We start from the raw sequence: 23,848 nt of genomic DNA on the forward strand, positions 1-23,848 counted from the left end.
CGTCACGCATCGAAACGATTCGACGAACGCTGCGTGACGGTCCCGAAACCCATCCAACTCCCCTGGAGGCAATGGATGTTGACGACACGAAGGCGTGCGGTGGCGACGGCGGCGGCCCTGGCGGGCTCCCTGCTGCTGGCGTCCTGCGGCAGCTCGGACAGCGGTTCCTCGGACGGCAAGACGTTGAAGCTGTGGCACTACGAAGGGCCGGACAGCGCGATGGGCGCGGCTTGGAACGAGGCCATCAAGGAGTTCGAGGCGAAGCATCCCGGCGTCAAGGTGAAGTTCGAGGAGAAGGGCTTCGAGCAGATCCAGAAGACGGCCCCGATGGTCCTCAACTCGAACGACGCGCCCGACATCATGGAGTACAACAAGGGCAACGCGACGGCCGGACTGCTCTCCAAGCAGGGGCTTCTCACCGATCTGACCGCCGAGGCGACCAAGCGCGGCTGGGACAAGAAGCTCAGCGCGGGTGTGCGCACCACCAGCCAGTACGACACAGGCGGGGTCATGGGCTCCGGCAAGTGGTACGGCGTGCCCAACTACGCCGAGTACACGATGGTCTTCTACAACAAGGACCTCTTCAAGAAGTACGGCATCGCGGAGCCCACCACCCTCGACCAGCTCACCGCCGCCATGGACACGTTCGTGTCGAAGGGCATCACCCCGCTGGCGAACGCGGGCGCCGAGTACGTGGCCCAGCAGTACCTGTACCAGCTCGCCCTCTCCAAGGCCGACCGCTCGTGGGTCGACAAGTACGAGCTCTACAAGGGCAAGACGGACTTCCACGACGCCGCCTGGACGTACGCCGCCACGACCTTCGCCGACTGGGTGAAGAAGGGCTACATCAGCAAGAAGTCCACCTCGCTCAAGGCCGAGGACGCGGGCGTCTCCTTCATCCAGGGCAAGAGCCCGATCCTGTTCAGCGGCAGCTGGTGGTACGGGCGCTTCCAGACGGAGAACAAGTTCGACTGGGGCACCTTCCTCTGGCCCGGCAGCAACCTCACCCTCGGCTCCGGCGGCAACCTCTGGGTCGTCCCCAAGGGCGCCAAGAACAAGGAGCTCGCCTACGACTTCATCGACATCACCATGTCGCAGAAGATCCAGAACCTGCTCGGCAACAAGGGCGGGGTCCCGGTGGGCGCCGACACCGCCGCCATCACCGACCCGAAGGCCAAGACCCTGATCGCCGACTTCAACACGCTCTCCGGCAAGGACGGTCTGGCCTTCTATCCGGACTGGCCGGTCGCCGGCTTCTACGACGTCCTCGTCTCCGAGACCCAGAAGCTGATCACGGGGAGCGAGAAACCGGACGCCTATCTGAGCGCGCTGCAGAGCGCGTACGACAAGGGCGCGCCGAAGACATGACGGTCACCGTCGAACGGGGCGGCCGGGTCCTCCGGGGGCACCAACGGCACCACGGCCGTACGACGCGCCCGCGCCGCCCCCACACCTCCTACGCCCTCTTCCTGCTCCCCGGCGTCCTCGCCTTCCTCGCGGTGATCGTCGTGCCGTTCCTGATGAACACCGGCGTGAGCTTCACCGACTGGCAGGGCGTCGGCTCGCCGAAGTGGTCGGGGCTCGCCAACTACCGCGAGCTGATGGACGACTCCGAGTTCTGGGCGTCCTTCCGGCACAGCCTGTTCATGGTCGTCGCCATGGCCGCCGTACCGACGGTCCTCGGGCTCGTGCTGGCCGCCGCCCTCTTCGACTTCGTCGGCAAGCACTTCGGCACGAAGATCGCCGCCGTCCTGCGCGCCTGTTTCTACCTCCCCCAGGTCCTGCCCATCGCCGTCGCCGGCATCGTCTGGAGCTGGATCCTCGCCCCCGACAACGGCTCCCTGAACGCACTCCTGAAGGCGGTGGGCCTCGGCTCGCTCCAGCGGGACTGGCTCGGCGACCCCGACTTCGCCCTCTACAGCGTCATGGGCGTGATGGTGTGGGTCCAGATCGGCTTCCCGCTGGTCGTCTTCATGGCGGGGCTGCAACGCGTCGACCCGCAGCTGTACGAGGCGGCGGAGCTGGACGGCGCGGGCTGGTGGCGCCGCTTCTGGCACATCACGCTGCCGCAGATCCGCCCGGAGATCTACGTCGTCCTCCTCTGGTGCACGATCGCCGCGCTCAAGGTGTTCGGCGCGGTGTACGTCCTCACCAAGGGCGGTCCCGGCGGCGCGACCGACGTGCCGTCCTACTTCTCCTTCGCCACCTTCTTCGAGAAGACCCAGGTCGGCTACGGCGCCGCGATCTCCACCGTGCTGACCGTGATCATCCTCGTACTCGCCCTGATCGGCCTGAAGCTCCAGACCCGCGCCGAGGACGCCGAGGAAGGACTCCGCGCATGACCGCCGTACGCCGCTGTCCCGTCCTCGTGGCCCTGATCATCGCGGCCCTGTTCATGGTGCTGCCCTTCGGCATCGTCGCGATCAACGCGGTCAAGTCCCCCACCGAGTACGCGTCGAACGGACCCCTCAGCCTGCCCCACGGCCTCTACCTCGACGGCCTCAAGGACTTCTGGCAGCGCGTCGACTACGGCCAGAAGCTCGTCAACTCGATCCTGATCTCCGGCTCGGTGGCGATCGGCGCCGCCGTGCTGTCCGTCCTGAACGCGTACGCGATCGGCATCGGCCGCATCAAGGGCCGCACCTGGGTCCTCGCCTTCTTCGTGCTGGCGAACATGCTGCCGCAGGAGGCGCTGGTCTACCCGATCTACTACCTGAGCAAGCAGGCGGGCCTCTACGACACCCGGCTCAGCGTGATCATCGTGTTCACCGTCGTCCAGGCGGCCTTCGGCACGTACCTCCTGTCCTCCGTCCTCGGGCAGTTCCCGCGCGAGATCATCGAGGCCGCCCGGATCGACGGGGCGAACAAGTGGCAGGTGCTGTGGCGGATCGTGGTCCCCGTCAGCCGCCCCACCATCGGCGTCCTCCTGGTCTTCTTCTTCATCTGGACCTGGAACGAGTTCCTGCTGCCGCTGGTCATGCTGATCTCCAACGACAACCAGACGGTGTCGGTGGCGCTCGGCGTCCTCCAGGGCCAACGCCTGATGGACGCGACCATGACCAACGCGGCGGCCCTCCTGGGCGTGCTCCCCGCGATCGTCTTCTTCCTCGTCTTCCAGCGGACACTGACCCGCGGCATCGCCGTGGGCGCGGTCAAGTAAGGGGTGTGGGCGTGAAGTTCACCGACGGCTACTGGCTGCTGCGCGAGGGCGTCACCGCGGCCCACCCGGTCGAGGTCCTCGACGTCAGCGCGTCCGACGGAACCCTCGACATCCACGCGCCGACCCAGCCCATCCGCCACCGCGGCGACCTGCTGAAGGGACCGGTCGTGACGATCAGCGCGCACGCGCCGATGCCGGACGTCATCGGCGTCACGTTCACGCACTTCCAGGGCGAGGAACCGCGCGGCCCCCGCTTCGAGCTGCACAGGGGCGTCCGGGGGTCTGGGGGATGTCCCCCGGAAAAGCACAGCACCCCCACCGTGGAGTACGACGACGAGCACGCGACCCTCACCGCGGGCGCCCTGTCCGTCCGGGTCGCCCGCACCACCCCCTGGCACGTCGACTTCCTCGCCCACGGCCGCATCCTCACCACCAGCGGCCCCAAGGGCATGGGCATCATGCGGGACGCGGCCGGTGCCCACTATCTGCGCGAGCAGCTGAACCTCGGGGTCGGCACCCAGGTCTACGGCCTCGGCGAGCGCTTCGGCCCGCTCGTCAAGAACGGCCAGGTGGTGGACATGTGGAACGCCGACGGCGGCACCGCCACCGAGCAGGCCTACAAGAACGTCCCGTTCTATCTGACGGACGCGGGCTACGGCGTCTTCGTCGACCACCCGGGCCGTGTCTCCTTCGAGGTCGCCTCGGAAGCGGTCTCCCGGGTCCAGTTCAGCGCCGAGACACAGCAGTTGACGTACTACGTGATCTACGGGCCGACCCCGAAGGACATCCTGCGCAAGTACACCCAGCTCACCGGCCGCCCGGCCCTCCCGCCCGCCTGGTCCTTCGGCCTGTGGCTGTCGACGTCCTTCACCACCTCCTACGACGAGGCCACCGTCACCTCCTTCATCGACGGCATGCGGGAGCGTGAACTCCCCCTCTCCGTCTTCCACTTCGACTGCTTCTGGATGCGCGAGTTCAACTGGTGCGACTTCCAGTGGGACCCGCGCGTCTTCCCCGACCCGGAAGGCATGCTGACCCGGCTGAAGGACAAGGGCCTGCACATCTGCGTGTGGATCAACCCGTACATCGCACAGCGCTCCCCGCTCTTCGCGGAGGGCAAGGCCCTGGGCCATCTGCTCAGGAAGCCCGACGGCAGTGTGTGGCAGTGGGACCTGTGGCAGCCGGGCATGGCGCTGGTCGACTTCACCAGCCCGGCCGCCCGCGACTGGTACGCCTCGAAACTGGAGGCGCTGCTCGACCAGGGCGTCGACTGCTTCAAGACCGACTTCGGCGAGCGGGTCCCCGTCGACGTGGCGTACGCCGACGGCGCCGACCCGGAACGCATGCACAACTACTACACCTACCTCTACAACCGCACCGTCTTCGAGGTGCTGCGCAAGCACCGGGGCGAGGCGGAGGCCGTCGTCTTCGCGCGCTCGGCGACCACCGGCAGCCAGCAGTTCCCGGTGCACTGGGGCGGCGACTGCGAGGCGACGTACGCGTCGATGGCGGAGTCGCTGCGCGGCGGGCTGAGCCTCGGCATGTCGGGGTTCGGGTTCTGGAGCCACGACATCGGCGGCTTCGAGGGAACGCCGACACCGGCCCTCTTCAAACGGTGGATCGCCTTCGGTCTCCTCTCCTCCCACAGCCGGCTGCACGGCTCGTCCTCCTACCGGGTGCCGTGGCTGTTCGACGAGGAGGCCGTGGACGTGCTGCGGCTGTTCACCCGGCTGAAGCTCAGCCTCATGCCCTATCTGTACGAGGTCGCCCGCGCCGCCCACGCGGAGGGCGTACCGATGATGCGGGCGATGGTCCTCGAATTCCCCGACGATCCGGGGTGCGCGCACCTGGAACGGCAGTACATGCTCGGCCCGGACCTGCTGGTCGCGCCCGTCTTCAGCGACGAGGGAGACGTCTCCTACTACGTTCCGGACGGCACCTGGACCCACTACCTCACGGGGCGGACGGTGACCGGTCCGCGCTGGGTGCGCGAGCGGCACGGCTTCCTGAGCGTGCCGCTGCTGGTGCGGCCGGGCGCGGTGATCCCGGTGGGCGCGGTGGACGACCGGCCCGACTACGTCCACGCCGACGGGGTCACGCTCAGGGCGTACGGCCTGGAGCGAGGCGCTCGGGTGACGGTGCCGGTCGGCGACGTGACCTTCACCGTCGCACGGGAAGGAGACACGCTCCGGGCGTCCTGCAGTGATCCCTCGGCACCCTGGGGGCTGGCCTCCGGGGAGCGGACCGCGCGGGCAGAGGCGGGGACCGGGTTCCTCACGGTGGAGCCGGCCTGATGGTGAAGATCACCGATGTGGCGCGGCACGCCGGGGTCTCCCCCAGCACCGTCTCCTACGCCCTCAGCGGCAAGCGCCCCATCTCCGAGGAGACCCGGCAGCGCGTCGAGGCCAGCATCCGCGAACTGGGCTACCGCCCGCACGCCGGGGCGCGCGCCCTCGCGAGCAGCCGGTCCAACGTCCTGGCCCTGGTGGTGCCGCTGCGGGCGGGCATCCATGTGCCGGTGGTAATGCAGTTCGCGGTGTCGGTGGTGACGGCGGCGCGGCAACACGATCACGACGTCCTGCTGCTGACGCAGGAGGAGGGCGAGGAGGGGCTGCGGCGGGTCGCGGACACCGCGCTGGTGGACGCGCTGATCGTGATGGACGTCCAGCTGCACGACCCCAGGCTGCCGCTGCTGCGCGCCCTGGACCGCCCCTCGGTCCTCATCGGCTTCCCTGCCCGGCCCGCCGGGCTGACCTGCATCGACCTGGACTTCAAGGCCGCGGGCGAGCTGTGCGTAGAGCGGCTGGCGGGGCTCGGGCACCGGGTCGTGGCGCTGGTCGGGTCGCCGCCCGAGGTGTACGTACGGGGGACGGCGTTCGCCCAGCGCGTGGTGGAGGGCTTCACCGCCGCCGCCGACCGGGGCGGGCTGGCGTCCTCCGTCCACCCCTGCGAGGCCTCGCCCGCCGCCGCCCGCCGGGTCGCCGAACAGCTCCTGCGCGAACAGCCGGCGCTCACCGGCGTCGTCGTGCACAACGAACCGGTCCTGGAACCGCTGATCGACGCCTTCGAGCAGCTCGGTCTGCGCGTCCCCGTCGACCTCTCCGTCACCGCGATCTGCCCGGACGAGCTCGCCGAGAACGTCCGCGTCCCCGTCACCTCCGTCGCCATCCCGTCCACCGAGGTGGGCGCGCGGGCGGTGGAACTGCTGATGAAGAAGCTGGGCGGCACCGACGTACCCGAGGCCACGCTCCTCGCACCCCGGCTGACGGAACGCGCGAGTACCGCACCGCGCACGCTGACCCCTTGAGGAGCCGTGACATGAGGAAAGGCAAGAGAAGCAGGAGAAACAGAGGAAGCAGGAGAAGGCAGCGGGCCTCCCTCGTCCTGGCGCTGGCGCTGACCGCCGGTCTGACCGCCACCGTTCCGGCAGGGGCGGACGACCCCGCGTATGCCTTCCGCGACCCCCGCCTCCCCGTCACCGAACGCGTGAACGACCTGCTGGGAAGGCTGACCCTCGACGAGAAGGTCTCCCTCCTCCACCAGTACGAGCCCGCGATCCCCCGCCTCGGCATCCAGTCCTTCCGCACCGGCACCGAGGCCCTGCACGGCGTCGCCTGGCTCGGCAGGGCGACCGTCTTCCCGCAGGCGATCGGTCTCGCCTCCACCTGGGACCCGGCGCTCATCCAGCAGGTCGGCTCGGCGGTCGGCGACGAAGCGCGCGGCTTCCAGCAGGAACGCCCCGACGGCTGGGGCCTCAACCTGTGGGCGCCCGTGGTCAACCTGCTGCGCGACCCGCGCTGGGGACGCAACGAGGAGGGCTACTCCGAGGACCCGTATCTCACCGGTTCGATCTCCACGGCGTACGGCGAGGGCCTGACCGGCGGCGACCCCGACCACCTCAAGACGGCCCCCACCCTCAAGCACTACCTCGCCAACAACAACGAGGTGAACCGCGCGACCACGTCCTCGGACCTGCGCCCGCGCGTCCAGCACGAGTACGACGAGGCGGCCTTCAGACCGGCCGTCGAGGCGGACGCGACAACGGGCGTGATGGCGTCGTACAACCTGGTCAACGGCCGCCCCGACACGGTGAACCCGGACCTGGACGACGTCGTACGGACGTGGACCTCCCGAGACCTCCTGAACGTCACCGACGCCTTCGCCCCGGGCAACCTGCTCCCCGGCACCCAGAACTACTACGACACCCTCGCCGAGGGCGACGCGGCGGCGCTCAAGGCGGGCATCGACAGCTTCACGGACAACAACGGCGACTCGGCCCCGACGACCACGGCCGTCAAGTCGGCTTTGAGTACGGGCCTGTTGAAGGAGTCGGACGTCGACACAGCCGTCTCCCACATCCTCGCCGTCCGCGTCCGGCTCGGCGAGTTCGACCCGAACGGCGGCAGGTACGGCTCGATCGACCAGTCGGTCATCAACAGCCCGGCCCACCGCAAGCTGGCCCGCGAGGCGGCGGCGGAGAGCGCGGTCCTGCTCAAGAACGACGGCGTACTGCCCCTGAAGACCTCGGCGAAGAACGTGGCCGTGGTCGGCCCGCTCGCCGACACCCTCTACACGGACTGGTACTCGGGCACGCTGCCGTACGCGGTCACGCCCGCCGACGGCATCGCCACGAAGCTGGGCGCCTCGGTGAGGAGCAGCGAGGGCGTCGACCGCATCGCGCTGAGGGACACGGCGACGGGGAAGTACGTGACGGCGGGCGCGTCCGAGGCCGGTGGAGCCCTGAAGGAGAGCACCGAGACAGGGGCGGCAGCCCAGTTCGACACGTTCGACTGGGGCTCCGGCATCGTGACGCTGCGCTCGGCCGCCAACGGCAAGTACGTCGGCTACAACTGGTCGAACTTCGTCAACGACCAGGTCCAGCCCAACGGTTGGTACGTCCAGCAGCAGTTCGAGCTGGAGCGGCAGGACGACGGGACGTACCTGCTCCGGTACGCCGGATACGAGACCACCGAGTCCTGGTGGTCGAACCCGGTCTACCTCGGCCCGACGGGCCCCGACGGCACCCTGGGTCTGGTCGAGAAGTCGGGGGCCGCCCACTACTCCAAGGACGTCGTCCGCAGCGGCGTGGACGAGGCCGTGGCCGCGGTGCGGGGCAAGGACACGGCGGTGGTCGTGGTCGGCTCGATGCCCGCTATCAACGGCCGCGAGGCCCACGACCGTACGGACATGGGTCTGGCCCCGTCGCAGGAGGCCCTGGTCAGGGCGGTGCGTGCGGCGAACCCGAAGACGGTCGTGATCGTGGAGAACAGCTACCCGACCACCCTCGGCACCCTCCAGAAGGAGGTCCCGGCCCTCCTGTGGACCACCCACGCGGGCCAGGAGACGGGCAACGCGCTCGCCGACGTCCTCTACGGCGACACGAACCCGGCGGGCCGCCTCACCCAGACCTGGTACCGGTCGGCATCGGACCTCCCCTCGATCCTCGACTACGACATCATCAAGTCCGACCGCACCTACCAGTACTTCAAGGGGCGGCCGCTCTATCCCTTCGGCTACGGCCTGTCGTACACGACGTTCCGCTACGGCGCGCCGAAGAGGGTGGACGGTGGCTACGAGGTGGCGGTCACGAACACGGGCAAGCGGGCGGGCGACGAGGTCGTCCAGCTCTACACCCACCAGCGGGCATCGAGGGACAAGCGGCCCCTGAAGCAGCTGAAGGCGTACGCGAGAGTGTCCCTGAAGCCGGGCGAGACGAAGACGGTCCGACTGAAGGTCCATGCGAAGGACCTCGCGCACTGGGACGTCACCCGCTCGAAGTGGGTGGTGGAGAGCGGCACGTACGACGTCCTGGTCGGCGCCTCGTCCTCCGACATCCGCTCCCGGACGTCATGGACGGTACGGGGCGAGACGATCCCGCCCCGGGACCTCACGAAGGTGACCCGGGCCGAGAACTTCGACGACTACTCCCCCGGTTCCGTCCGTCTGGTCGACGAGTCGAAGGCGCGCGGGACGGCGGTGGGCGCGACGGCCGACGGGGCCTGGCTGAAGTTCGCGGACGCCCAACTGGGTTCTGGAGTCTCCGAGTTCAGCGCACGCGTCACAGGGTCGTCCGGAACGGTCGAGGTCCGGCTGGGCTCGCCGACCGGCCCGCTCGTCGGCACCGCTCGTACGGGCGGCACGGCATCCCCGTACGACTACACGACGGTGACCGCCGCCCTCACCGGCGCGGCGAAGGGGCGTACGGGCGTGTATCTGGTGCTGAGCGGGGGTGTGCGGCTGTCCACGTTCACCCTGCGCTGAGGCGGGTCAGCCGGCCTCGATCAGGTGTTCCACGTCGGAGACGTGATACTCGCCGTACCCGAAGCGCTCGCCGATCGCCTGGTACCGGTCGTACTGCTCCTGTGTGAGTGGCGCGGACAGCGTGTTCAGGACGCGGAGGAACAAGCGGAACCCGAGATCGGGATCGATCCGGGTGACCACGTGTTCCAGCGCGTCCATGACGTCCGTGGCGGGCACGGGATGCCAGTGGGGGCTGACGACCTTGTCCATCACCGCGGGCGCCGTCTCCCGGACTTCCCGCAGCACCGTGCCGGCGAGTTCGGTGCGGGCGGGCGCCACAACGGGCGTGTACGCGGGGGCGGCCTCCCTCAGCCGCTCCCGGCACACGTCCGCGATCAGCCGAAGCCAGTCCCGGCCGTCGGTACTCCCCGGCCTGTCCGAGGCCCCGGCCCACAGGGCGGTGACCGCGGCGTCGGGCAGGGCGGACCGCAGCAGCCGGAGCGTGTCCTCCAGGAGGACGGCCGCCGCGGAGCCCGGGGTCTGCCCGATGTCGCCCTCGGCCGCCTTCCGGATCTCCTCCCGGCTTTCACGCCAGTCCTGATGTGCCTGCCCGGCGAGGTGGGAGAACCCGAAGTCCCAGGTGGCGTCGCGGCGGGCGGTGTCGATGGGCGGCCAGGCGATGTCGAGACCGAGGTCGATGAGCGCAGCGGGGTGGCCGAACCTCTCACCGAGCGCTTGGAACCGGTCGTACCGCGCCTTTTCGATCCGCACGGAGTGCACCTTCAGTGCGCGGAGGAGGAGCCGGAAGCCGAGATCGGGATGCACGCGGGCGGCCACTTCTTCGAGGGCCGACAGGGTGTCGGGGGAAGGGAGGGAACCGGCCGACCGCTCGCGACAGGACCGTGTCTCCGCGATCTCCGCGATCTCCGCGACGACGTCGTCACGCAGCTCGTCGGCCGCCGGCCGCCAGGCGCCCCACCACGAGGAAGGTGCCGGGCGCCGCCCGGGGATTTTCCGGGGTGGCCGTGCGGCGCAGGTCTCGTCGATGCGCCGCAGCCAGTCACGGGCGCTCATGCCGTGCGCCGCGGGATCCCACCCGCCTCCGGCGGCCGCTCGCCACACGGCCTGGATCGCCTCGTCCGGCAGCGGGGACTCGACGAGCCCGCGCACGTCCTCGCGCAGCTCCTCGGCGTACCCCCAGTCGTCGTGGCTGGTGTCATAGCCGAGGATGCTCCGCTCATCCGCGCTGAGATGGTCGACGCTGCCCACGGGACACTCACGGTCATACGCGTCGAGCTTCGCCGTGACGAGCCCGAGCGCCGCGCCGGTGTTCTCCGGAGCGGGTGAGAGCGTGAACGCCTCGGTCAGCCCACTGAGCCCGAAGTCCGCGTCGTAGTCCACGTAGTACGGCTCCTGCCGTCCCCGCACAGTCGTCCCCTCCACCCTTTCAGGCCTCTCACGGCGAACGCGAACCGCACTTCACCGGTCGCGTCCAGCGGACCTTCACACTTCCCGGTCCCCCTGCCAGGTGACCGACGTCATGGCCGCCAGACCACCGTTCGCCAGGCCTTTGTAGGTCACCTTCCGGGCAGGGCCGAGCTCGCGCGCGACGAGTCTGGCCAGCTCCGTCCCTTCGTGGAACAGCCGCTCCCACTCGCCGTCGTACTTACCGTCCTCCCGGTCCCGCAGGTCCAGGTTCACCGTGGTGTCGATGCTCTTCGCCCACGCGTACAGATCGGCCACCAGCTCCTCGGACAGATGAAGACTGCCGACGGGACCGTCCGGTGCGAAGTCTCCGAATCCCTCCGCGCGGAGTGGGTACCACTTGAACTCGCCTTCGACCACGATGTGGAGCGGGTGCGGGGGCTCGCCGTGCTCCTCAAGGGCCCAGTCCAGACGTCCGCATCCCCAGCACACGAACTTCGCCCTGTCCTGCCTCTCGTCCCAGTACCGCACCACCCATGCGGGTCCCAGATGCCTCGCCACCGCCTGGGCGACCTCCAGACCCCGTTCGACGTGCTTCCGCAAGGCCGGGCGTGCGGTGAACCCGCCGGGTGGGCGCGTCTGTGACCAGGACAGCAGCTCGCGAGCCGACTCATCGGGGAGTCCGAGTGAATCGACCGGCACGCTCTGTGTGAAGTCGGCGACCTCCGCGAGGGGGCCCGCGTCCGTCCCGTACAGCGGGGACGGCGCGCCGAGGGCACGGACGAGGAGGTGACGCGGTTCGTGACCGGTGCTCATGCCGCCGTCACCGGCCGCTCCGCCTCAAGCCTCGCGGGCGGCGTACGCGAGGAACGCGGCCCAGGCGTCCGCCGGTACCGCGAGGCGGGGGCTTCCAGCGCCGAGCTTCGAGTCGCGGACGTGGGTGGTGTGGGGACAGACGGCGACTTCGAGGCAGGCGCCGCCCTGGGAGTCGCTGTAGCTGGACTTTCGCCAGGTGTAGGCGACTTCGAGGCATTCGCCGCCCTGGGAGTCGCTGTAGCTGGACTTGAACCATGCCAACGGTTCGCTCATAGCTCCTCTGCCACCTTCCTGATGAACGCTGCCGACTCCTCAACTCCGAAGGCCTGCATGCGGATCATGCCATGCACCTGCGCCAGGTCGCTGACCTTGTCGGGGTCGGCATGCAGCACGCTCGTCTCCGGCCCCTCAACGTAGGCGAAGTGCTCGTGTTCGGCCGTCTCCAGCAAGACGAACGGGCCGTTGAGCGCCAGACCGCTGCACTTGCCGAAGGGCAACACCTGGATGGACACGTTACGCAACGCACCGACCTTCGGCAGTTGCAATAGTTGGTGCTGCATGACGTCCCGTCCTCCTACCTCCGTGCGCAGCGCGGCCTCGTGGATCACAAAGCCGTACACCGTTCTCGTCCGACGTGTCAGCGCCTCCTGCCTCACCAACCGTGCCCGGACCCGCTCCTCAACGGTCTCGTCATCCAATGGCGGGCAGCTCTCACTGATCAGTGCTCGCGCGTACTCCTCCGTCTGCAAGAGACCAGGAATCAGCCCGAGCGCGTAGTGATGCACAACGAACGCCTCGGCCTCAAGCGCCATGTACTCCTGTGACCGTGCCGGAAACGGCTCGGGCTTCAAAAACTCATGCCCAGCCGCCAACTTCCCCCGCGCCCCGCACATCTGATCCGCAACCTGCAACAACCTGAGCGTCGGCCGCCGCCTCCCGCACTCCATCGACTTGACGTACTCGATGTCGTAACCGGCCTCGTCGGCCAACGCCTGACGGCCGACCCCCGCCTCCTCACGCCACAACCTGACCTGCCCACCGCAGTACCGCCAGTTCTGCTGCGCCTGCTGGGACTCCGCCGAAGCCACGCGCGCCCACCCGCCTCCCGCCGACACACCGTGTACAAGCACGCTGTGTACCCGTCCCGCTACTACCGAGGCTACGCACCAGCCACCAGCCTGATCACGACGAACGACGGAGAATCACACGCAAGGAACGCAGCGCACATGCCGACGCCGCCCCCAGGCCCCGTTTCCCGCCCCTCCCCTTCCGCACTCCCCCGGGACATCGAGTGGCGCCTCCCCCGACATGCCCGCAGCGTGGGCTGGGTCCGAACCCTCCTTCGCGAACAGGCCACGTCCTGGAAGCTCCCCGACGAGGTGACGGACACGGCCGTACTCCTGCTCAGCGAACTGATGACGAACGCGTACCGCCACGCGAAGGTCCCCGCCGGCCGCGAGATCTGGGCCCGCTGCATCCTGGAGGAAGATCGCCTCCGCATCTCGGTGACGGATGCGAACGACACGCTGCCCACACCCCGCGACGCGTCACCGGACGACGAGTCCGGCCGGGGCCTGACCCTGGTGGCCACGCTGGCGGACAAGTGGGGCACCGAACCCCGCCCCTGCGGCATCGGCAAGACGGTCTGGTTCGAACTGCAGGCTGCCCGTCCAGCCGTCAGGTAGCCGACTCGGCGGTCCGTACGGCTCGGCGCAGGCGCAACAGGGCCCTGACTGAGCGGATCCGCCAAGCGGTGAAGCCGAGGATGACGACGCCGGTGAGCGTCGGAATCTTCCAACTGCCGGAGCCGTTGCGGGTCGCGGTGTGGTCGCCGGAGCTGTCGACGAGGGCGGGCAGGGTGCCGTCGGCCGGGCGGGTGTCGATGACCCCGTCGACGGCGACGCTGCTGATGTTGACGGTGTGGTCGGTGGCGGCGAACGAGCCCTCGCAGGCCCAGCCGTCCTGCCACAGGTCACTCAAGCCACCGGTCGCCGGCGTGCAGTCGGTGAGGGTGACCGTGCCGGGGACGCCGGTCGCCTCGGCATAGGCCTGCAGGACACCGTGCACGGCCAGGAACAGCCCGAAGACGAGCCCGACAACGGCGAGCGATATCTCGCGGGGCAGCGGAGGGAGGAAACGGAGCAGGAACACGGGCAGGTGGGTCCTTTACCGAGCGTTCAGTCGTCGGCCGACGGTCGCGCCGATGGCGGCGGCTCCTGTTCGACCAGGAAATCGACGAATTCCACCACGAACTCGCCGTAGAGAAGGGCCGATCCGATGGTCTGCATCCTCGTGTACTGCTCCGGAGACAGCGACCCACCTGGGGCGTTCACCACAGCCCTTAGCAGCACCCGGAACGCCAGGTCCGGAGTGCAGTGGCGAGCGCAGTCGACGAGCGCCTCGCGCACCTCGGCGGCCAGGAACTCCGCCCGCTCGATCTCGGCGATGACGGCGTCCCGGCACGCCCAGCCGTCCTCCACGTCGGCCCCGGCGAGCGGACGTACGTCCGCCTTCGCGGCCAGCCGGGCGTCACACAGGCCGATGACCGTCCGCGTCCACTCCGCCCCCGAGGTCCCCTCGAAGCTCGCCATGTACTGCGCTCCGGCCGTCCACAGCACCTCGAGCGTCTCCGAAGGGACGTTGTCGAGGAGTGTCCGGGCGTCGCGGCGGACCGCCAGTGCCAGTTCGTCGGCCGATTCCGAGAGGTGTTTCGCGACGATGTCGGCGGCCGTGTCCCCGTCATGAGTCCCGTCCTGGTGGAAGAAACTCATCACCCATGAGACACCGAAATCGAATGCGGTGAAGCGCCGAGGAATCCTTCGGCCCGAAAGCCCCCGTTCGGACACCAGAGTCCAGAAGCGTCCAGTCAGTCGGCGCAACCCTTCACCCCTTCCCTTCCGATATGGCTCCGGAAGCGTCGCGCAGGGCGATGCTTTTACTCGCCATCTGCGCGAGCGACTTGGCACGCGCGACGAAGATCTCCGTGTCGTCCATCCTGGAGGTCACATCCGGTGGATAGATCACGGAATCCACATGGTCGGGGAATTCGTCACGCAGTGCGGTCAGAACGTTCGTCTGATCAGGTTCGGGAAGGTCACCGATGAAAACATAACCCGATGCGGCACCTGCGGTGACATCACGCTTTGCGTGCTCGTCCGTCACATGCCGGAGAATGAAAGCGGCCACATCGTCGAAGAGGGCGGCGGTGGCGAACCAGTCGAGGTCCTCTCCTGCCCCTCCGGAGGGGAACGACACGAGCTTTGTCATCGCTTCGTTTCCTTTGCAGCGAGCGGTGGGCGACTCTGAGCGGGCCGCCCACCGCAGGGTGAACAGATTACTCAGGTGTGATCGCCGACGTAGAAGATCCGCGCCTGATCCGCCTCCGGAAGTTCCTTCACGGCAGCCTTGATCGCTCTGATCTGGTCGGCCGTGTACGTGGTCACGTCCACCGGAATGAAGGAAACGAACCGCCCGGACTTCTCCGTTTTCAGCAGATGCGCCTTGATGGATTTCACAAAACTGCGGAATCTGCAAGTACTCCGAGGGTGAATTTCCGACGGCGTCATACCCGCGTCCCGCCCGATCGTACCATTCCAGGTCACCGGTCTTATCCCGGGCGAGCTGGACTCCACGCTCGAATTCCACGCGCATGGCTGGCATGACAAAGGCCCCGCCGCTCGAAAGCGACGAGGCCTTTGCCCACATGGGATGTGGAGGTCCGGGAGGACCTCCTGATCGTGGAGATGGCGGGAATCGAACCCGCGTCCACCGGTGCAGAATCAGGGCTTCTCCGTGTGCAGTTCGCTGTGATTTTCTCGGCCCCGGTGATCACGCGAACAAGTCGCCGACGGGCCCAGCCACTGTTTGATTTCCCATCGAACCCCGTGACCGGGCTCGATGGTTTAGTTCCCTAGATTATGCCAGGGTCCGGGTCGGGAACACCCCCGGGCTGACACCCATTTAGGGTCCTTCAGTCGCTGTTATTAGGCAGCGAGGGCGAAGGACTGGGAATCGCTCTTGGAATTGGCGATTATTGGTTGCGACATATGGTTAACGAGATCATTGTCGCTTCCTCGACACGCTTCCCCTGCTTCGACAGCCGCTGTCGAAACCGATCATCCCCATGTTGTTTTTTCAAGCCCCTCCGAAGAGGGTTGCGCACCCGCTGTGAGGTGCAGATCCCATCGTACGTGACCAACGCACGTCGATGCCACCGTATTCCCCGTGGCTACTCGCCCCGCTGCTTCCGCTTCGCCGCCGCGATCGCGCGGTCCGACTCCCGGCGGTCCTGCTTCTCACGCAGGGTCTGCCGCTTGTCGTACTCCTTCTTACCGCGGGCGAGCGCGATCTCGGCCTTGGCGCGGCCGTCCTTGAAGTACAGGGCGAGGGGCACGATCGTGTGACCCGTCTCCTCCGACTTCGACGCCAGCTTGTCGATCTCCTCGCGGTGCAGGAGCAGCTTGCGCTTGCGGCGCACCGTGTGGTTGGTCCAGGTGCCCTGGCTGTACTCGGGAATGTGGGCGTTGTGCAGCCACGCCTCGTTCCCGTCGATCTGGACGAAGCCGTCGGTCAGCGAGGCGCGTCCCTGGCGCAGCGACTTCACCTCGGTGCCGGTCAGGACGAGCCCGGCCTCGTAGGTGTCGATGATCGCGTAGTCGTGCCGTGCCTTCTTGTTCTGCGCGACGATCTTGCGCTTGCCGTCCTTGGCCTTCGCGGCCCCTCCGCCCTGCTTGGGCTGGGACTCCTTCGGTACGTACATTCCCTTACTCATAGTGCTGCCCATTTTCGCACTACAGGGGGGTCCGGGGGAAAGCCGATTACAAGAGCGCCGAGCCGGTGACTACGAAGGGTCGCCGAGACCGCTGAGTACGGTCTCCGCCCGCTCCACGGCCTCCGCGTCCACCTCCAGGTCGGGGGTGATGCCCCGCCCGTCGACGGTGTGCCCGGCGGGGGTGCGGTAGTGGCCGACGGTCAGCTCGGCGACGGAGCCGTCGGGCAGCCGGCTCGGCATCTGGATCGAGCCCTTGCCGAAGGTCCTGGAGCCCACGACGACCGCACGGCCGCGGTCCTGGAGGGCCCCGGTCAGCAGTTCGGCCGCGCTCATCGTGCCGCCGTCGACGAGCGCGACCAGGGGTCTGGTGGTGTCGCCGCCCGGATCGGCGTGCAGGGAGCGCTGCGCGCCGTTGACGTCGTAGGTGGCGACGAGGCCGCCGTCGAGGAAGGCGGAGGCGGCGGTGACGGCCTCGGTGACCAGTCCGCCGGAGTTGCCGCGCAGGTCGAGGACGATCCCGGCGTGCTCGGGGGTCTGCTCGACGGCGGTCCGTACGGCGTCACCGACGCCCTTGGTGAAGGCGGCGACCTTGATCACGGTGACGCCGCCGGGGAGCTTGCGGACGGTCACGGAGTCCGTGGACAGCCTCGCCCGGCGCAGCGTCTCGCTCCACGCGCGTGTGCCGCGCTCGAGGCCGAGGGAGACCTTCGTACCGGCGGCGGCGTCGTCCGCGTCACCGCGCAGTAACGAGACGACCTCGGTGACCGGCCGGCCGTCCACCTTCTCGCCGTCGACGCTGCGCAGCCGGTCGCCCGTGCGGATACCGGCGGCGGCCGCGGGCGAGCCGCTCTGCACCCGGGTCACCTCGATACGGCCGTCACGCTCGCGCCGGGCCCACAGCCCCACGCCCGTGTACTGGCCGTCGAGGGCCTCCTCGAACTCCTCGTACTCGCCCTGGGAGTAGACGGCGCCCCAGCGGTCCCCGCTGCGGCTGACGGCCCGCTCGGCGGCCTCCATGGGGGACTTGCCGTCGGCCATCGCCTCGGCGGCGGCGTCGGTGACCGTCTCACGGTGGGCAGCCGGGGTCGAACGCGCCGAGGGAGACGGGGATTTCCGGTCGGGATCACCGAAGGACCCGGTCGCGGCCCCCGCGACGAGGACACTCGCGAAAAGCAATGTCAGGGCGGCCCCGCGGCCTGCGCGGCGGGGCTGGCAGAACAGGTCTCGGCCTGACATGGCGGTGAGTCTAGGACAACGCAAGGGGCCGTACCGCCGGTTGGCAGTACGGCCCCCTTGGCATGCGTCACACCTTCAGGTACTTGCGCAACGCGAAAAACGCCGCAAGCGCGGGCATCAGCAGACTCGTCGCGAGGATGAGCGGCAGCTTGGTGAGCACGGCGTCCCAGCCGATGAAGTTGATCAGATTCAGCTTCTGGGACAGCGCGAGGCCGTGATCGATGATGAAGTACCGCGCGACCAACAGGAACCCGCAGGCGACGCCTCCGCCGATCAGTCCGGCGACCGCGGCCTCCATGATGAACGGCGCCTGGATGTAGAACCCGGAGGCGCCCACGAGCCGCATGATGCCGGTTTCCCTGCGCCGGCTGAACGCCGAGACGCGCACCGTGTTGACGATCAGCATCAGGGCGACGACGAGCATCATCGCCATCACCGCGCGCGCGGCCCAGTTCATGCCGTTGAGCAGCCCGAAGAGGTTGTCCAGGATGCCCTTCTGGTCCTGCACGGACTGCACGCCGTCACGGCCGTCGAAGGCGGTCGCGATGACCTGGTACTTCTGCGGGTCCTTCAGCTTGATGCGGTACGACTCCTGCATCTGGTCCGGCGTGAGGGAGCTGGCCAGCGGGGAGTCGCCGAACTGCTCCTTGTAGTGCTTGTACGCCTGGTCCGACGACTCGTACGAGACCTTCTCGACGACGGTCATCTTCTTGAGGTCGCCGAGGATCTGGTCCTTCTGCTCGGCGGTCACGGCCCCCTTGGCGCAGTGGGGGTCGGACTCCGCGTCACTCTTGTTGCAGAGGAAGATCGAGACGTTGACCTTGTCGTACCAGTAGCCCTTCATGGTGCTCACCTGGTCGCTCATCAGCAGCGAACCGCCGAACAGGGCGAGGGAGAGGGCGACCGAGACGACGACCGCGAAGGTCATCGTCAGATTGCGACGGAGACCGACACCGATCTCCGACAGAACGAACTGGGCGCGCATGGCGTCTGCTAAGCCTTTCCGTGGACCGTCGTCAGTGCTGGTAGCCGTAGACGCCGCGCGCCTGGTCGCGGACGAGGCGGCCCTGCTCCAGCTCGATGACGCGCTTGCGCATCTGGTCCACGATGTTCTGGTCGTGCGTCGCCATCAGCACGGTGGTGCCCGTCCGGTTGATGCGGTCGAGCAGCTTCATGATGCCGACGGAGGTCTGCGGGTCGAGGTTACCGGTCGGCTCGTCCGCGATGAGGAGCTTGGGCCGGTTCACGAAGGCTCTCGCGATGGCCACGCGCTGCTGCTCACCACCGGACAGCTCGCCGGGCATCCGGTCCTCCTTGCCGCCGAGCCCGACGAGGTCGAGCACCTGGGGCACGGACTTGCGGATCTCGCCGCGGGACTTGCCGATGACCTCCTGCGCGAAGGCGACGTTCTCGGAGACCGTCTTGTTCGGCAGCAGGCGGAAGTCCTGGAACACGGTCCCCAGCTGGCGGCGCATCTGCGGCACCTTCCAGTTGGAGAGGCGCGCGAGGTCCTTGCCCAGGACGTGCACCTGGCCGTGGCTGGTCCGCTCCTCGCGGAGGATCAGCCGCAGGAAGGTGGACTTTCCGGAGCCGGAGGACCCCACGAGGAACACGAACTCACCACGCTCGACCTCCAGGGTGACATCCCTGAGAGCGGGGCGGGTCTGCTTGGGGTAGACCTTGGAGACACTGTCGAATCGGATCACGGATGCACCACGGGTCGCCGGGGGTAGGTGAGCGTGACCATACGCGAACCGGGTGCACGAGCGCAGTCGCCGGTCAGGGTTGCGCGGGGGTTGCGCGAGGCTTGTGCGTTTTTGTACAGGTCTTTGGCGGGACCCTTTTGTACGGGCCTTTGTACGGGCCCGTACGGCCCCCACCGGCCGGCAGCCGCGAACCCGACCCCGCCCACCCCTCCGGAAGCGCCCGTTTCCCCGCCTAACCCGCGGAGCACAGGGCAGGATAAGGCGAGCCGCGCCGTTTCCCGCGGAACCTGGCACAGTGGAAGGGGAACGGTTGCGTTCCCCGCAGCGTTATGTAAACGGCGGAGGATGGCGCAAGGAGGGCCAGCGCATGACGTACGACCGATTGGTGTGCGCGAACTGCGCGGCGCCCGTCAGCGAGGGCCGCTGCCCGGTCTGCCGCGCGAACCGGGAGCGGCTGCAGCAGGAGAGCCCCTTCGCGGGAATGAACCCCATGGCGCTGATCGCGCTGCTCGCCGTGCTGATCGCGGCGGTGGCGCTGCTGGCGCACCAGACGGTATGAGTCTCTTGAGAGCGGTGGTGTGACCTCGGTCACCATCCCAGTTGGTCATCGCGGTGGCCATCACGGTGTTCTTCATGGTGGTCACCATCCGAGATGGCCGGTCGCCCTGTGAACCATCCCGAGCATCACTGATACGCCTGACGCGAGAGGGGCCCGGAGCAGCTGCTCCGGGCCCCTCTCGTGCTGTGCTCAGCTGCGTCAGGCAGCGGCGCCGCGGCCGTTCACGAGGCGCGGCAGCAGACGGAAGCCGATACCGCCCGCGATCATCGTGGCGGCGCCGACCAGTAGGAACGTGGTCTCGGCGGCACCCGTCTCGGCCAGCTGCCCCTTCTTGCCCTGGGCGGAGGTGTCGGACGAGGTGTTCGCGCCGGTGTCGGTCAGACCGGAGGAACCCTTGCCCTGCTCGACGGGCTTGGAGCCGCCGTCGGGGTTGCTGTCATTGCCACCGGTGCCGGTGCCGGAACCGTCCGTCGGGCTGTCCGTCGGGTCGGTGGGCTCGGTGGGGTTCTCGGTGGGGTCGGTGGGCTCGTCCGTCGGCGGCGTGGTGGTCGGCGTGGCCGGGCCGGTCGGCGTGCTCGGGATGGTGGGCGTCGCCGGGGGCGTGGTGCCCGGCTCCGTCGTCGGGTCGGTCGGGGTGGCCGGACCGCTGGGAATGCCGGTCTCGGTCGGGGTGGCGCTCGGGTCTCCGTCGGGGAGCGTGACACCGACACCGACACCGATGCCGGAAGCCGAGGCAACACCCGCGGCAGTCAGCGAAGCACCGGCGGCGATCACCACACCGGCTGCTATACGTGCCACGCGGATCCGCGTCTTCGTGGTCATTTGCTTGCTACCCCCAGTAGCTGATCGTCAATGGAGCAGCGCCCGGGGCCACGGCGTCACAGGTGGCTCGCTCAGCCCCCGGTTCACATGCGCCCCGGAGATACGCATGCCACGCGTCACCATTCCCAGTTTTCACAGCAACGTCAAGGTCGTTGCGTACGCGATGTCCGGATCAGTGACATTTGCCTGCCGTGCGGACATGTGACTGTGACGTAAAACCCAGAATTCCCCCACACAAAAGGCAACTGCCGCCCGATGGACGGCAGTTGCCTTGTCGACAAAGAGGCATCAAGGAGATGTTGATACCTCGAACTACTTTTCCTGCTGCTTGCGCCAGCGAATTCCGGCCTCGATGAATCCGTCGATCTCCCCGCCGAAAACGGCCTCGGGGTTACCGACTTCGAACTCGGTCCGCAGGTCCTTGACCATCTGGTAGGGGTGCAGGACGTACGAACGCATCTGGTTTCCCCAGGAGTTGCCGCCGTCGCCCTTGAGGGCGTTCATCTTGGCCTGCTCCTCCTGGCGGCGCCGCTCGAGCAGCTTGGCCTGGAGCACGTTCATCGCGCTCGCCTTGTTCTGGATCTGCGACCGCTCGTTCTGGCAGGAGACGACGATTCCGGTGGGGAGGTGGGTGAGGCGCACCGCGGAGTCTGTGGTGTTCACGCCCTGGCCGCCGGGGCCGGACGACCGGTACACGTCGACGCGCAGCTCGGACTCGTCGATCTCGATGTGATCGGTCTGCTCGACGACGGGCAGGATCTCGACACCCGCGAAGGACGTCTGGCGGCGCCCCTGGTTGTCGAACGGCGAGATGCGCACGAGGCGGTGGGTGCCCTGCTCCACGGAGAGCGTTCCGTACGCGTACGGGACGTGGACGGCGAAGGTGGTGGACTTGATGCCCGCCTCTTCCGCGTACGAGGTCTCGTAGAGCTCGGTCTTGTACCCGTGGCGCTCGGCCCAGCGCAGGTACATGCGCTGGAGCTTCTCGGCGAAGTCGGAGGCGTCGACGCCGCCGGCCTCGGCACGGATGGTGACGACGGCCTCACGGGAGTCGTACTCCCCGGAGAGCAGCGTCCGCACTTCCATCTCGTCCAGCGCCTTCTTGACGGCGACGAGCTCGGACTCGGCCTCGGCACGGGTGTCCGGGTCGTCCTCCTCCTCGGCCATCTCGAAGAGCACGCTCAGATCGTCGATACGCCCGCGCAGCGCCTCGGCCTTCCTGACCTCCGCCTGGAGGTGGCTCAGCTTGCTGGTGATCTTCTGCGCCTCGTCCGGGTCGTCCCACAGGGACGGCGCGGCCGCCTGCTCCTCGAGCACGGCGACATCTGCCCTCAGCTTGTCGAGGTCCAGGACGGCCTCGATCGACTCCATGGTCGAGGAGAGGGACTTGAGCTCTTCGGATACATCGACGACTGCCACGCCTCCAGCGTAACGGCTGCCGCAAGCGAGGCTCGCCCCTCGTCCGACGGGGGCGACGCAGGGTCGCCCCGGGGGCCAGGGGCGCGGGAAACTGCGCGACTACCCCCCACCGGCCCGCAGACAAAGACCCACCAGCCCGGGGCCAGGGGCGAAGCCCCAGCCTCCAGGGGCGCGGGGAACTGCGCGACCACCCCCCACCGGCCCGCAGACAAAGACCCACCAGCCCGGGGCCAGGGGCGAAGCCCCAGCCTCCAGGGGCGCGGGAAACTGCGCGACCAGCCCCCACCCACCCGCAGCCGAAGAACACACCCGGGGTCTGGGGCGGAGCCCCAGGTCGGGATGGGGGCTAGGGGGACGCCGGGGCCGAGTTCTTCGTGTCGTGCGGCGTCGCCCCCGCGTCGTCACCCGACGTGGCCAGCCACGTACCGACCCCCACCGCGGCCACAAGAACGGCCCCCGCCACCCCCAACGTGATCCGACGTCGCCGCGCCGACGCCCGGTGCCGAGCCGACCCCGGCCGAGGCGCCCCCGCCGCCCGCGGCGCCCGAGCCGTCCCGCGCGCCCCACCCGCCAGCTCGTCCGGCCCCGGCACCCGCATCGACGTGTGCGTGTCCCGGTTGGAGTCCGGCGCAGCCCCCGGCACCAACGGCACCGCCCCCCGCCGCACCCGCGAAGCCGGCACCGTCGGCTCCGCCGTCTCGCCGCCCTCGGGGACGTCCTCCGCCGACTCCCCGTCCGGTTCGTCGACGTCCAGCGGCGGCATCCCCGCCAGCAGCGGCAGCTGCTCCCGCAACCGCGCCCCCAGCTCGGAGGCCCGCAACCGCGACGCCGGCGCCTTGGCCAGGCACTGCACGATCAGCTGCCACAGCTCCTCGGGGATACCGGGAAGCGGTACGACCGTCTCGGTCACGTGCCGCCGCAGCACCGCCCCGGGATGCCCGCCCCCGAAGGGCGTGAACCCGGCGAGGAGCTCGTACAGGACGGTCGCCAGGGCGTAGATGTCGACGGCGGCCCGCGGCGGCAGCCCTTCGATGATCTCGGGCGCGAGATAGTCCGGCGTCCCGATGATCTTCGTGGCCCGGGTCCGCCGCGGCGAGTCGATGAGTTTGGCCACACCGAAGTCCGTGAGCAGCGCGGGGTGCGAGCCCCCCGGGCCCAGCGGACCCTGCATGTCCAGCAGGACGTTCTCCGGCTTCACGTCCCGGTGCACGACCCCGGCCGCGTGCGCCGCCGCCAGCCCGTCCGCGACGTCGGCCACGATCGCGACCGCGGCCTCGGGCGCCAGCCGCCGTTCCCGGTCGAGCCGGGTGCGCAGATCCGTGCCCCGTACGAGGTCCATGACGAGCGCGAGGTCATTGCCGTCGACGACGAGGTCCCGTACCGCCACGACATGCGGGTGATCGAGCCCGAGCAGAGCCGTGCGCTCCTGTACGAAGCGGCCCACCAGCTCCTGGTCGGACGCGAGGTCCTCGCGCAGCAGCTTGATGGCGACGGGCCCCTCAGGTCCCTCACCGAGCCACACCGTGCCGGCGCTGCCCCGCCCCAGAATCTGGTGGGCGGTGTACCGGCTCCCGATCTTCCGTGCCAAGACTGCTCCTACTGACGCGTGTTGCCGCTAAAAGTACGCGTCCGAAGAGCCAACCTTCACTCCGGAGACGGAAATCACCCGTCAGATGTCGACAAATCCCCAGAGT

Annotated in this window: 23 protein-coding genes and 1 other RNA gene; 8 read left to right on the top strand and 16 right to left on the bottom strand. The window is 68.7% G+C overall.

Annotation, left to right across the window (positions count from 1 at the left end; genetic code table 11):
- The first annotated feature begins 75 nt into the window (after positions 1–75).
- The 6 genes from KVT44_RS09965 to KVT44_RS09990 are packed head-to-tail and all read left to right on the top strand — an operon-like array spanning position 76 to position 9,421.
- Positions 76–1,368 (top strand): ABC transporter substrate-binding protein, encoded by a 1,293-nt coding sequence (locus KVT44_RS09965; RefSeq protein ID WP_217566725.1) that lies wholly within the window; start codon positions 76–78, stop codon positions 1,366–1,368.
- Positions 1,365–2,342, top strand: coding sequence for a carbohydrate ABC transporter permease (locus KVT44_RS09970; protein ID WP_217566726.1), 978 nt, complete (start codon positions 1,365–1,367; stop codon positions 2,340–2,342). The genes KVT44_RS09965 and KVT44_RS09970 overlap by 4 nt, the downstream gene beginning before the upstream one ends.
- Positions 2,339–3,160 carry a carbohydrate ABC transporter permease gene (locus KVT44_RS09975; protein ID WP_190173501.1) on the top strand — a complete coding sequence of 274 codons (822 nt, stop codon included), beginning with the start codon at positions 2,339–2,341 and terminating at the stop codon, positions 3,158–3,160. The genes KVT44_RS09970 and KVT44_RS09975 overlap by 4 nt, the downstream gene beginning before the upstream one ends.
- An 11-nt stretch (positions 3,161–3,171) precedes the next feature.
- Positions 3,172–5,454 (top strand): alpha-xylosidase, encoded by a 2,283-nt coding sequence (gene yicI / locus KVT44_RS09980; RefSeq protein WP_217566727.1) that lies wholly within the window; start codon positions 3,172–3,174, stop codon positions 5,452–5,454.
- Positions 5,454–6,467, top strand: a complete 1,014-nt coding sequence (locus KVT44_RS09985) for a LacI family DNA-binding transcriptional regulator (protein ID WP_217566728.1) — start codon at positions 5,454–5,456, stop codon at positions 6,465–6,467. The genes yicI and KVT44_RS09985 overlap by 1 nt, the downstream gene beginning before the upstream one ends.
- A gap of 11 nt (positions 6,468–6,478) precedes the next feature.
- The gene (locus KVT44_RS09990; RefSeq protein ID WP_217566729.1) at positions 6,479–9,421 is read left to right on the top strand and encodes a glycoside hydrolase family 3 protein; all 2,943 of its coding nucleotides are present in this window, start codon (positions 6,479–6,481) and stop codon (positions 9,419–9,421) included.
- Positions 9,422–9,427: 6 nt separating this feature from the next.
- On the opposite strand, the gene KVT44_RS09995 is transcribed toward KVT44_RS09990, so the two are convergent.
- The 4 genes from KVT44_RS09995 to KVT44_RS10010 form a co-directional block, all read right to left on the bottom strand.
- Positions 9,428–10,828 carry a hypothetical protein gene (locus KVT44_RS09995; protein ID WP_217566730.1) on the bottom strand — a complete coding sequence of 467 codons (1,401 nt, stop codon included), beginning with the start codon at positions 10,826–10,828 and terminating at the stop codon, positions 9,428–9,430.
- Positions 10,829–10,903: 75 nt separating this feature from the next.
- Positions 10,904–11,641 (bottom strand): hypothetical protein, encoded by a 738-nt coding sequence (locus tag KVT44_RS10000; RefSeq protein WP_217566731.1) that lies wholly within the window; start codon positions 11,639–11,641, stop codon positions 10,904–10,906.
- A gap of 24 nt (positions 11,642–11,665) precedes the next feature.
- The gene (locus KVT44_RS10005; RefSeq protein WP_217566732.1) at positions 11,666–11,914 is read right to left on the bottom strand and encodes a DUF397 domain-containing protein; all 249 of its coding nucleotides are present in this window, start codon (positions 11,912–11,914) and stop codon (positions 11,666–11,668) included.
- Complete coding sequence (locus KVT44_RS10010; protein WP_217566733.1) at positions 11,911–12,729, bottom strand: helix-turn-helix transcriptional regulator; 819 nt, start codon at positions 12,727–12,729, stop codon at positions 11,911–11,913. Before KVT44_RS10010 ends, KVT44_RS10005 begins: the two co-directional genes overlap by 4 nt.
- Positions 12,730–12,960: 231 nt before the next feature.
- Between KVT44_RS10010 and KVT44_RS10015 the strand changes: the two genes are divergently transcribed.
- A complete protein-coding gene (locus tag KVT44_RS10015; protein WP_308313944.1) occupies positions 12,961–13,326 on the top strand; it encodes an ATP-binding protein in 366 nt (121 codons plus the stop codon).
- Here KVT44_RS10015 and KVT44_RS10020 read toward each other — a convergent pair.
- The 9 genes from KVT44_RS10020 to ftsE all read right to left on the bottom strand — a co-directional run bounded on the left by KVT44_RS10020 (position 13,319) and on the right by ftsE (position 19,354).
- Positions 13,319–13,792: a hypothetical protein gene (locus KVT44_RS10020; protein ID WP_217566735.1), complete on the bottom strand. Its 474-nt coding sequence runs from the start codon at positions 13,790–13,792 to the stop codon at positions 13,319–13,321. The two genes, KVT44_RS10015 and KVT44_RS10020, sit on opposite strands and share 8 nt — an antisense overlap.
- A 26-nt stretch (positions 13,793–13,818) precedes the next feature.
- The gene (locus KVT44_RS10025) at positions 13,819–14,412 is read right to left on the bottom strand and encodes a hypothetical protein (protein ID WP_254649143.1); all 594 of its coding nucleotides are present in this window, start codon (positions 14,410–14,412) and stop codon (positions 13,819–13,821) included.
- A gap of 112 nt (positions 14,413–14,524) precedes the next feature.
- Positions 14,525–14,908, bottom strand: coding sequence for a hypothetical protein (locus KVT44_RS10030; protein ID WP_217566736.1), 384 nt, complete (start codon positions 14,906–14,908; stop codon positions 14,525–14,527).
- A 71-nt stretch (positions 14,909–14,979) separates the two neighbouring features.
- The gene (locus tag KVT44_RS10035; protein WP_217566737.1) at positions 14,980–15,156 is read right to left on the bottom strand and encodes a hypothetical protein; all 177 of its coding nucleotides are present in this window, start codon (positions 15,154–15,156) and stop codon (positions 14,980–14,982) included.
- A 220-nt stretch (positions 15,157–15,376) separates the two neighbouring features.
- Positions 15,377–15,764, bottom strand: a transfer-messenger RNA (tmRNA) gene (gene ssrA / locus KVT44_RS10040).
- A gap of 105 nt (positions 15,765–15,869) precedes the next feature.
- Positions 15,870–16,412 (bottom strand): SsrA-binding protein SmpB, encoded by a 543-nt coding sequence (gene smpB, locus KVT44_RS10045; protein WP_054229635.1) that lies wholly within the window; start codon positions 16,410–16,412, stop codon positions 15,870–15,872.
- Positions 16,413–16,481: 69 nt separating this feature from the next.
- Positions 16,482–17,648, bottom strand: coding sequence for a S41 family peptidase (locus KVT44_RS10050; RefSeq protein WP_217566738.1), 1,167 nt, complete (start codon positions 17,646–17,648; stop codon positions 16,482–16,484).
- A gap of 67 nt (positions 17,649–17,715) precedes the next feature.
- Complete coding sequence (gene ftsX / locus KVT44_RS10055) at positions 17,716–18,633, bottom strand: permease-like cell division protein FtsX (protein ID WP_075029044.1); 918 nt, start codon at positions 18,631–18,633, stop codon at positions 17,716–17,718.
- Between the two features lie 31 nt (positions 18,634–18,664).
- Entirely contained in the window at positions 18,665–19,354 is a 690-nt protein-coding gene (gene ftsE, locus KVT44_RS10060; RefSeq protein WP_054229632.1) for a cell division ATP-binding protein FtsE, read from the bottom strand.
- A 367-nt stretch (positions 19,355–19,721) separates the two neighbouring features.
- Here ftsE and KVT44_RS10065 point away from each other — a divergent pair, with 367 nt between their 5' ends.
- On the top strand, positions 19,722–19,913 hold the full coding sequence (locus KVT44_RS10065) for a hypothetical protein (RefSeq protein WP_054229631.1): 192 nt from the start codon (positions 19,722–19,724) through the stop codon (positions 19,911–19,913).
- 198 nt (positions 19,914–20,111) lie between these two features.
- Here KVT44_RS10065 and KVT44_RS10070 read toward each other — a convergent pair whose 3' ends face one another.
- The 3 genes from KVT44_RS10070 to KVT44_RS10080 form a co-directional block, all read right to left on the bottom strand.
- Positions 20,112–20,735, bottom strand: a complete 624-nt coding sequence (locus KVT44_RS10070) for an LPXTG cell wall anchor domain-containing protein (protein WP_217566739.1) — start codon at positions 20,733–20,735, stop codon at positions 20,112–20,114.
- Positions 20,736–21,047: 312 nt separating this feature from the next.
- Complete coding sequence (gene prfB, locus KVT44_RS10075; RefSeq protein ID WP_054229629.1) at positions 21,048–22,154, bottom strand: peptide chain release factor 2; 1,107 nt, start codon at positions 22,152–22,154, stop codon at positions 21,048–21,050.
- Positions 22,155–22,500: 346 nt separating this feature from the next.
- Complete coding sequence (locus KVT44_RS10080) at positions 22,501–23,742, bottom strand: serine/threonine-protein kinase (protein WP_075029041.1); 1,242 nt, start codon at positions 23,740–23,742, stop codon at positions 22,501–22,503.
- Positions 23,743–23,848 lie beyond the last annotated feature (106 nt).

Origin of the sequence: Streptomyces sp. GbtcB7 (genome assembly GCF_019091445.1) — a bacterium.
Classification (GTDB): domain Bacteria; phylum Actinomycetota; class Actinomycetes; order Streptomycetales; family Streptomycetaceae; genus Streptomyces; species Streptomyces mirabilis.

What these genes read in the sequence shown, in the direction of transcription:
- KVT44_RS10005 (WP_217566732.1), bottom strand. Translation starts at nt 11,914, where the DNA reads ATGAGCGAACCGTTGGCATGGTTCAAGTCCAGCTACAGCGACTCCCAG.
- KVT44_RS09985 (WP_217566728.1), top strand. Translation starts at nt 5,454, where the DNA reads ATGGTGAAGATCACCGATGTGGCGCGGCACGCCGGGGTCTCCCCCAGC.
- KVT44_RS10000 (WP_217566731.1), bottom strand. Translation starts at nt 11,641, where the DNA reads ATGAGCACCGGTCACGAACCGCGTCACCTCCTCGTCCGTGCCCTCGGC.
- KVT44_RS09990 (WP_217566729.1), top strand. Translation starts at nt 6,479, where the DNA reads ATGAGGAAAGGCAAGAGAAGCAGGAGAAACAGAGGAAGCAGGAGAAGG.
- KVT44_RS10050 (WP_217566738.1), bottom strand. Translation starts at nt 17,648, where the DNA reads ATGTCAGGCCGAGACCTGTTCTGCCAGCCCCGCCGCGCAGGCCGCGGG.
- ftsX (WP_075029044.1), bottom strand. Translation starts at nt 18,633, where the DNA reads ATGCGCGCCCAGTTCGTTCTGTCGGAGATCGGTGTCGGTCTCCGTCGC.
- smpB (WP_054229635.1), bottom strand. Translation starts at nt 16,412, where the DNA reads ATGAGTAAGGGAATGTACGTACCGAAGGAGTCCCAGCCCAAGCAGGGC.
- KVT44_RS09975 (WP_190173501.1), top strand. Translation starts at nt 2,339, where the DNA reads ATGACCGCCGTACGCCGCTGTCCCGTCCTCGTGGCCCTGATCATCGCG.
- KVT44_RS10065 (WP_054229631.1), top strand. Translation starts at nt 19,722, where the DNA reads ATGACGTACGACCGATTGGTGTGCGCGAACTGCGCGGCGCCCGTCAGC.
- KVT44_RS09965 (WP_217566725.1), top strand. Translation starts at nt 76, where the DNA reads ATGTTGACGACACGAAGGCGTGCGGTGGCGACGGCGGCGGCCCTGGCG.
- KVT44_RS10025 (WP_254649143.1), bottom strand. Translation starts at nt 14,412, where the DNA reads ATGAGTTTCTTCCACCAGGACGGGACTCATGACGGGGACACGGCCGCC.
- KVT44_RS10030 (WP_217566736.1), bottom strand. Translation starts at nt 14,908, where the DNA reads ATGACAAAGCTCGTGTCGTTCCCCTCCGGAGGGGCAGGAGAGGACCTC.
- KVT44_RS10070 (WP_217566739.1), bottom strand. Translation starts at nt 20,735, where the DNA reads ATGACCACGAAGACGCGGATCCGCGTGGCACGTATAGCAGCCGGTGTG.
- KVT44_RS09970 (WP_217566726.1), top strand. Translation starts at nt 1,365, where the DNA reads ATGACGGTCACCGTCGAACGGGGCGGCCGGGTCCTCCGGGGGCACCAA.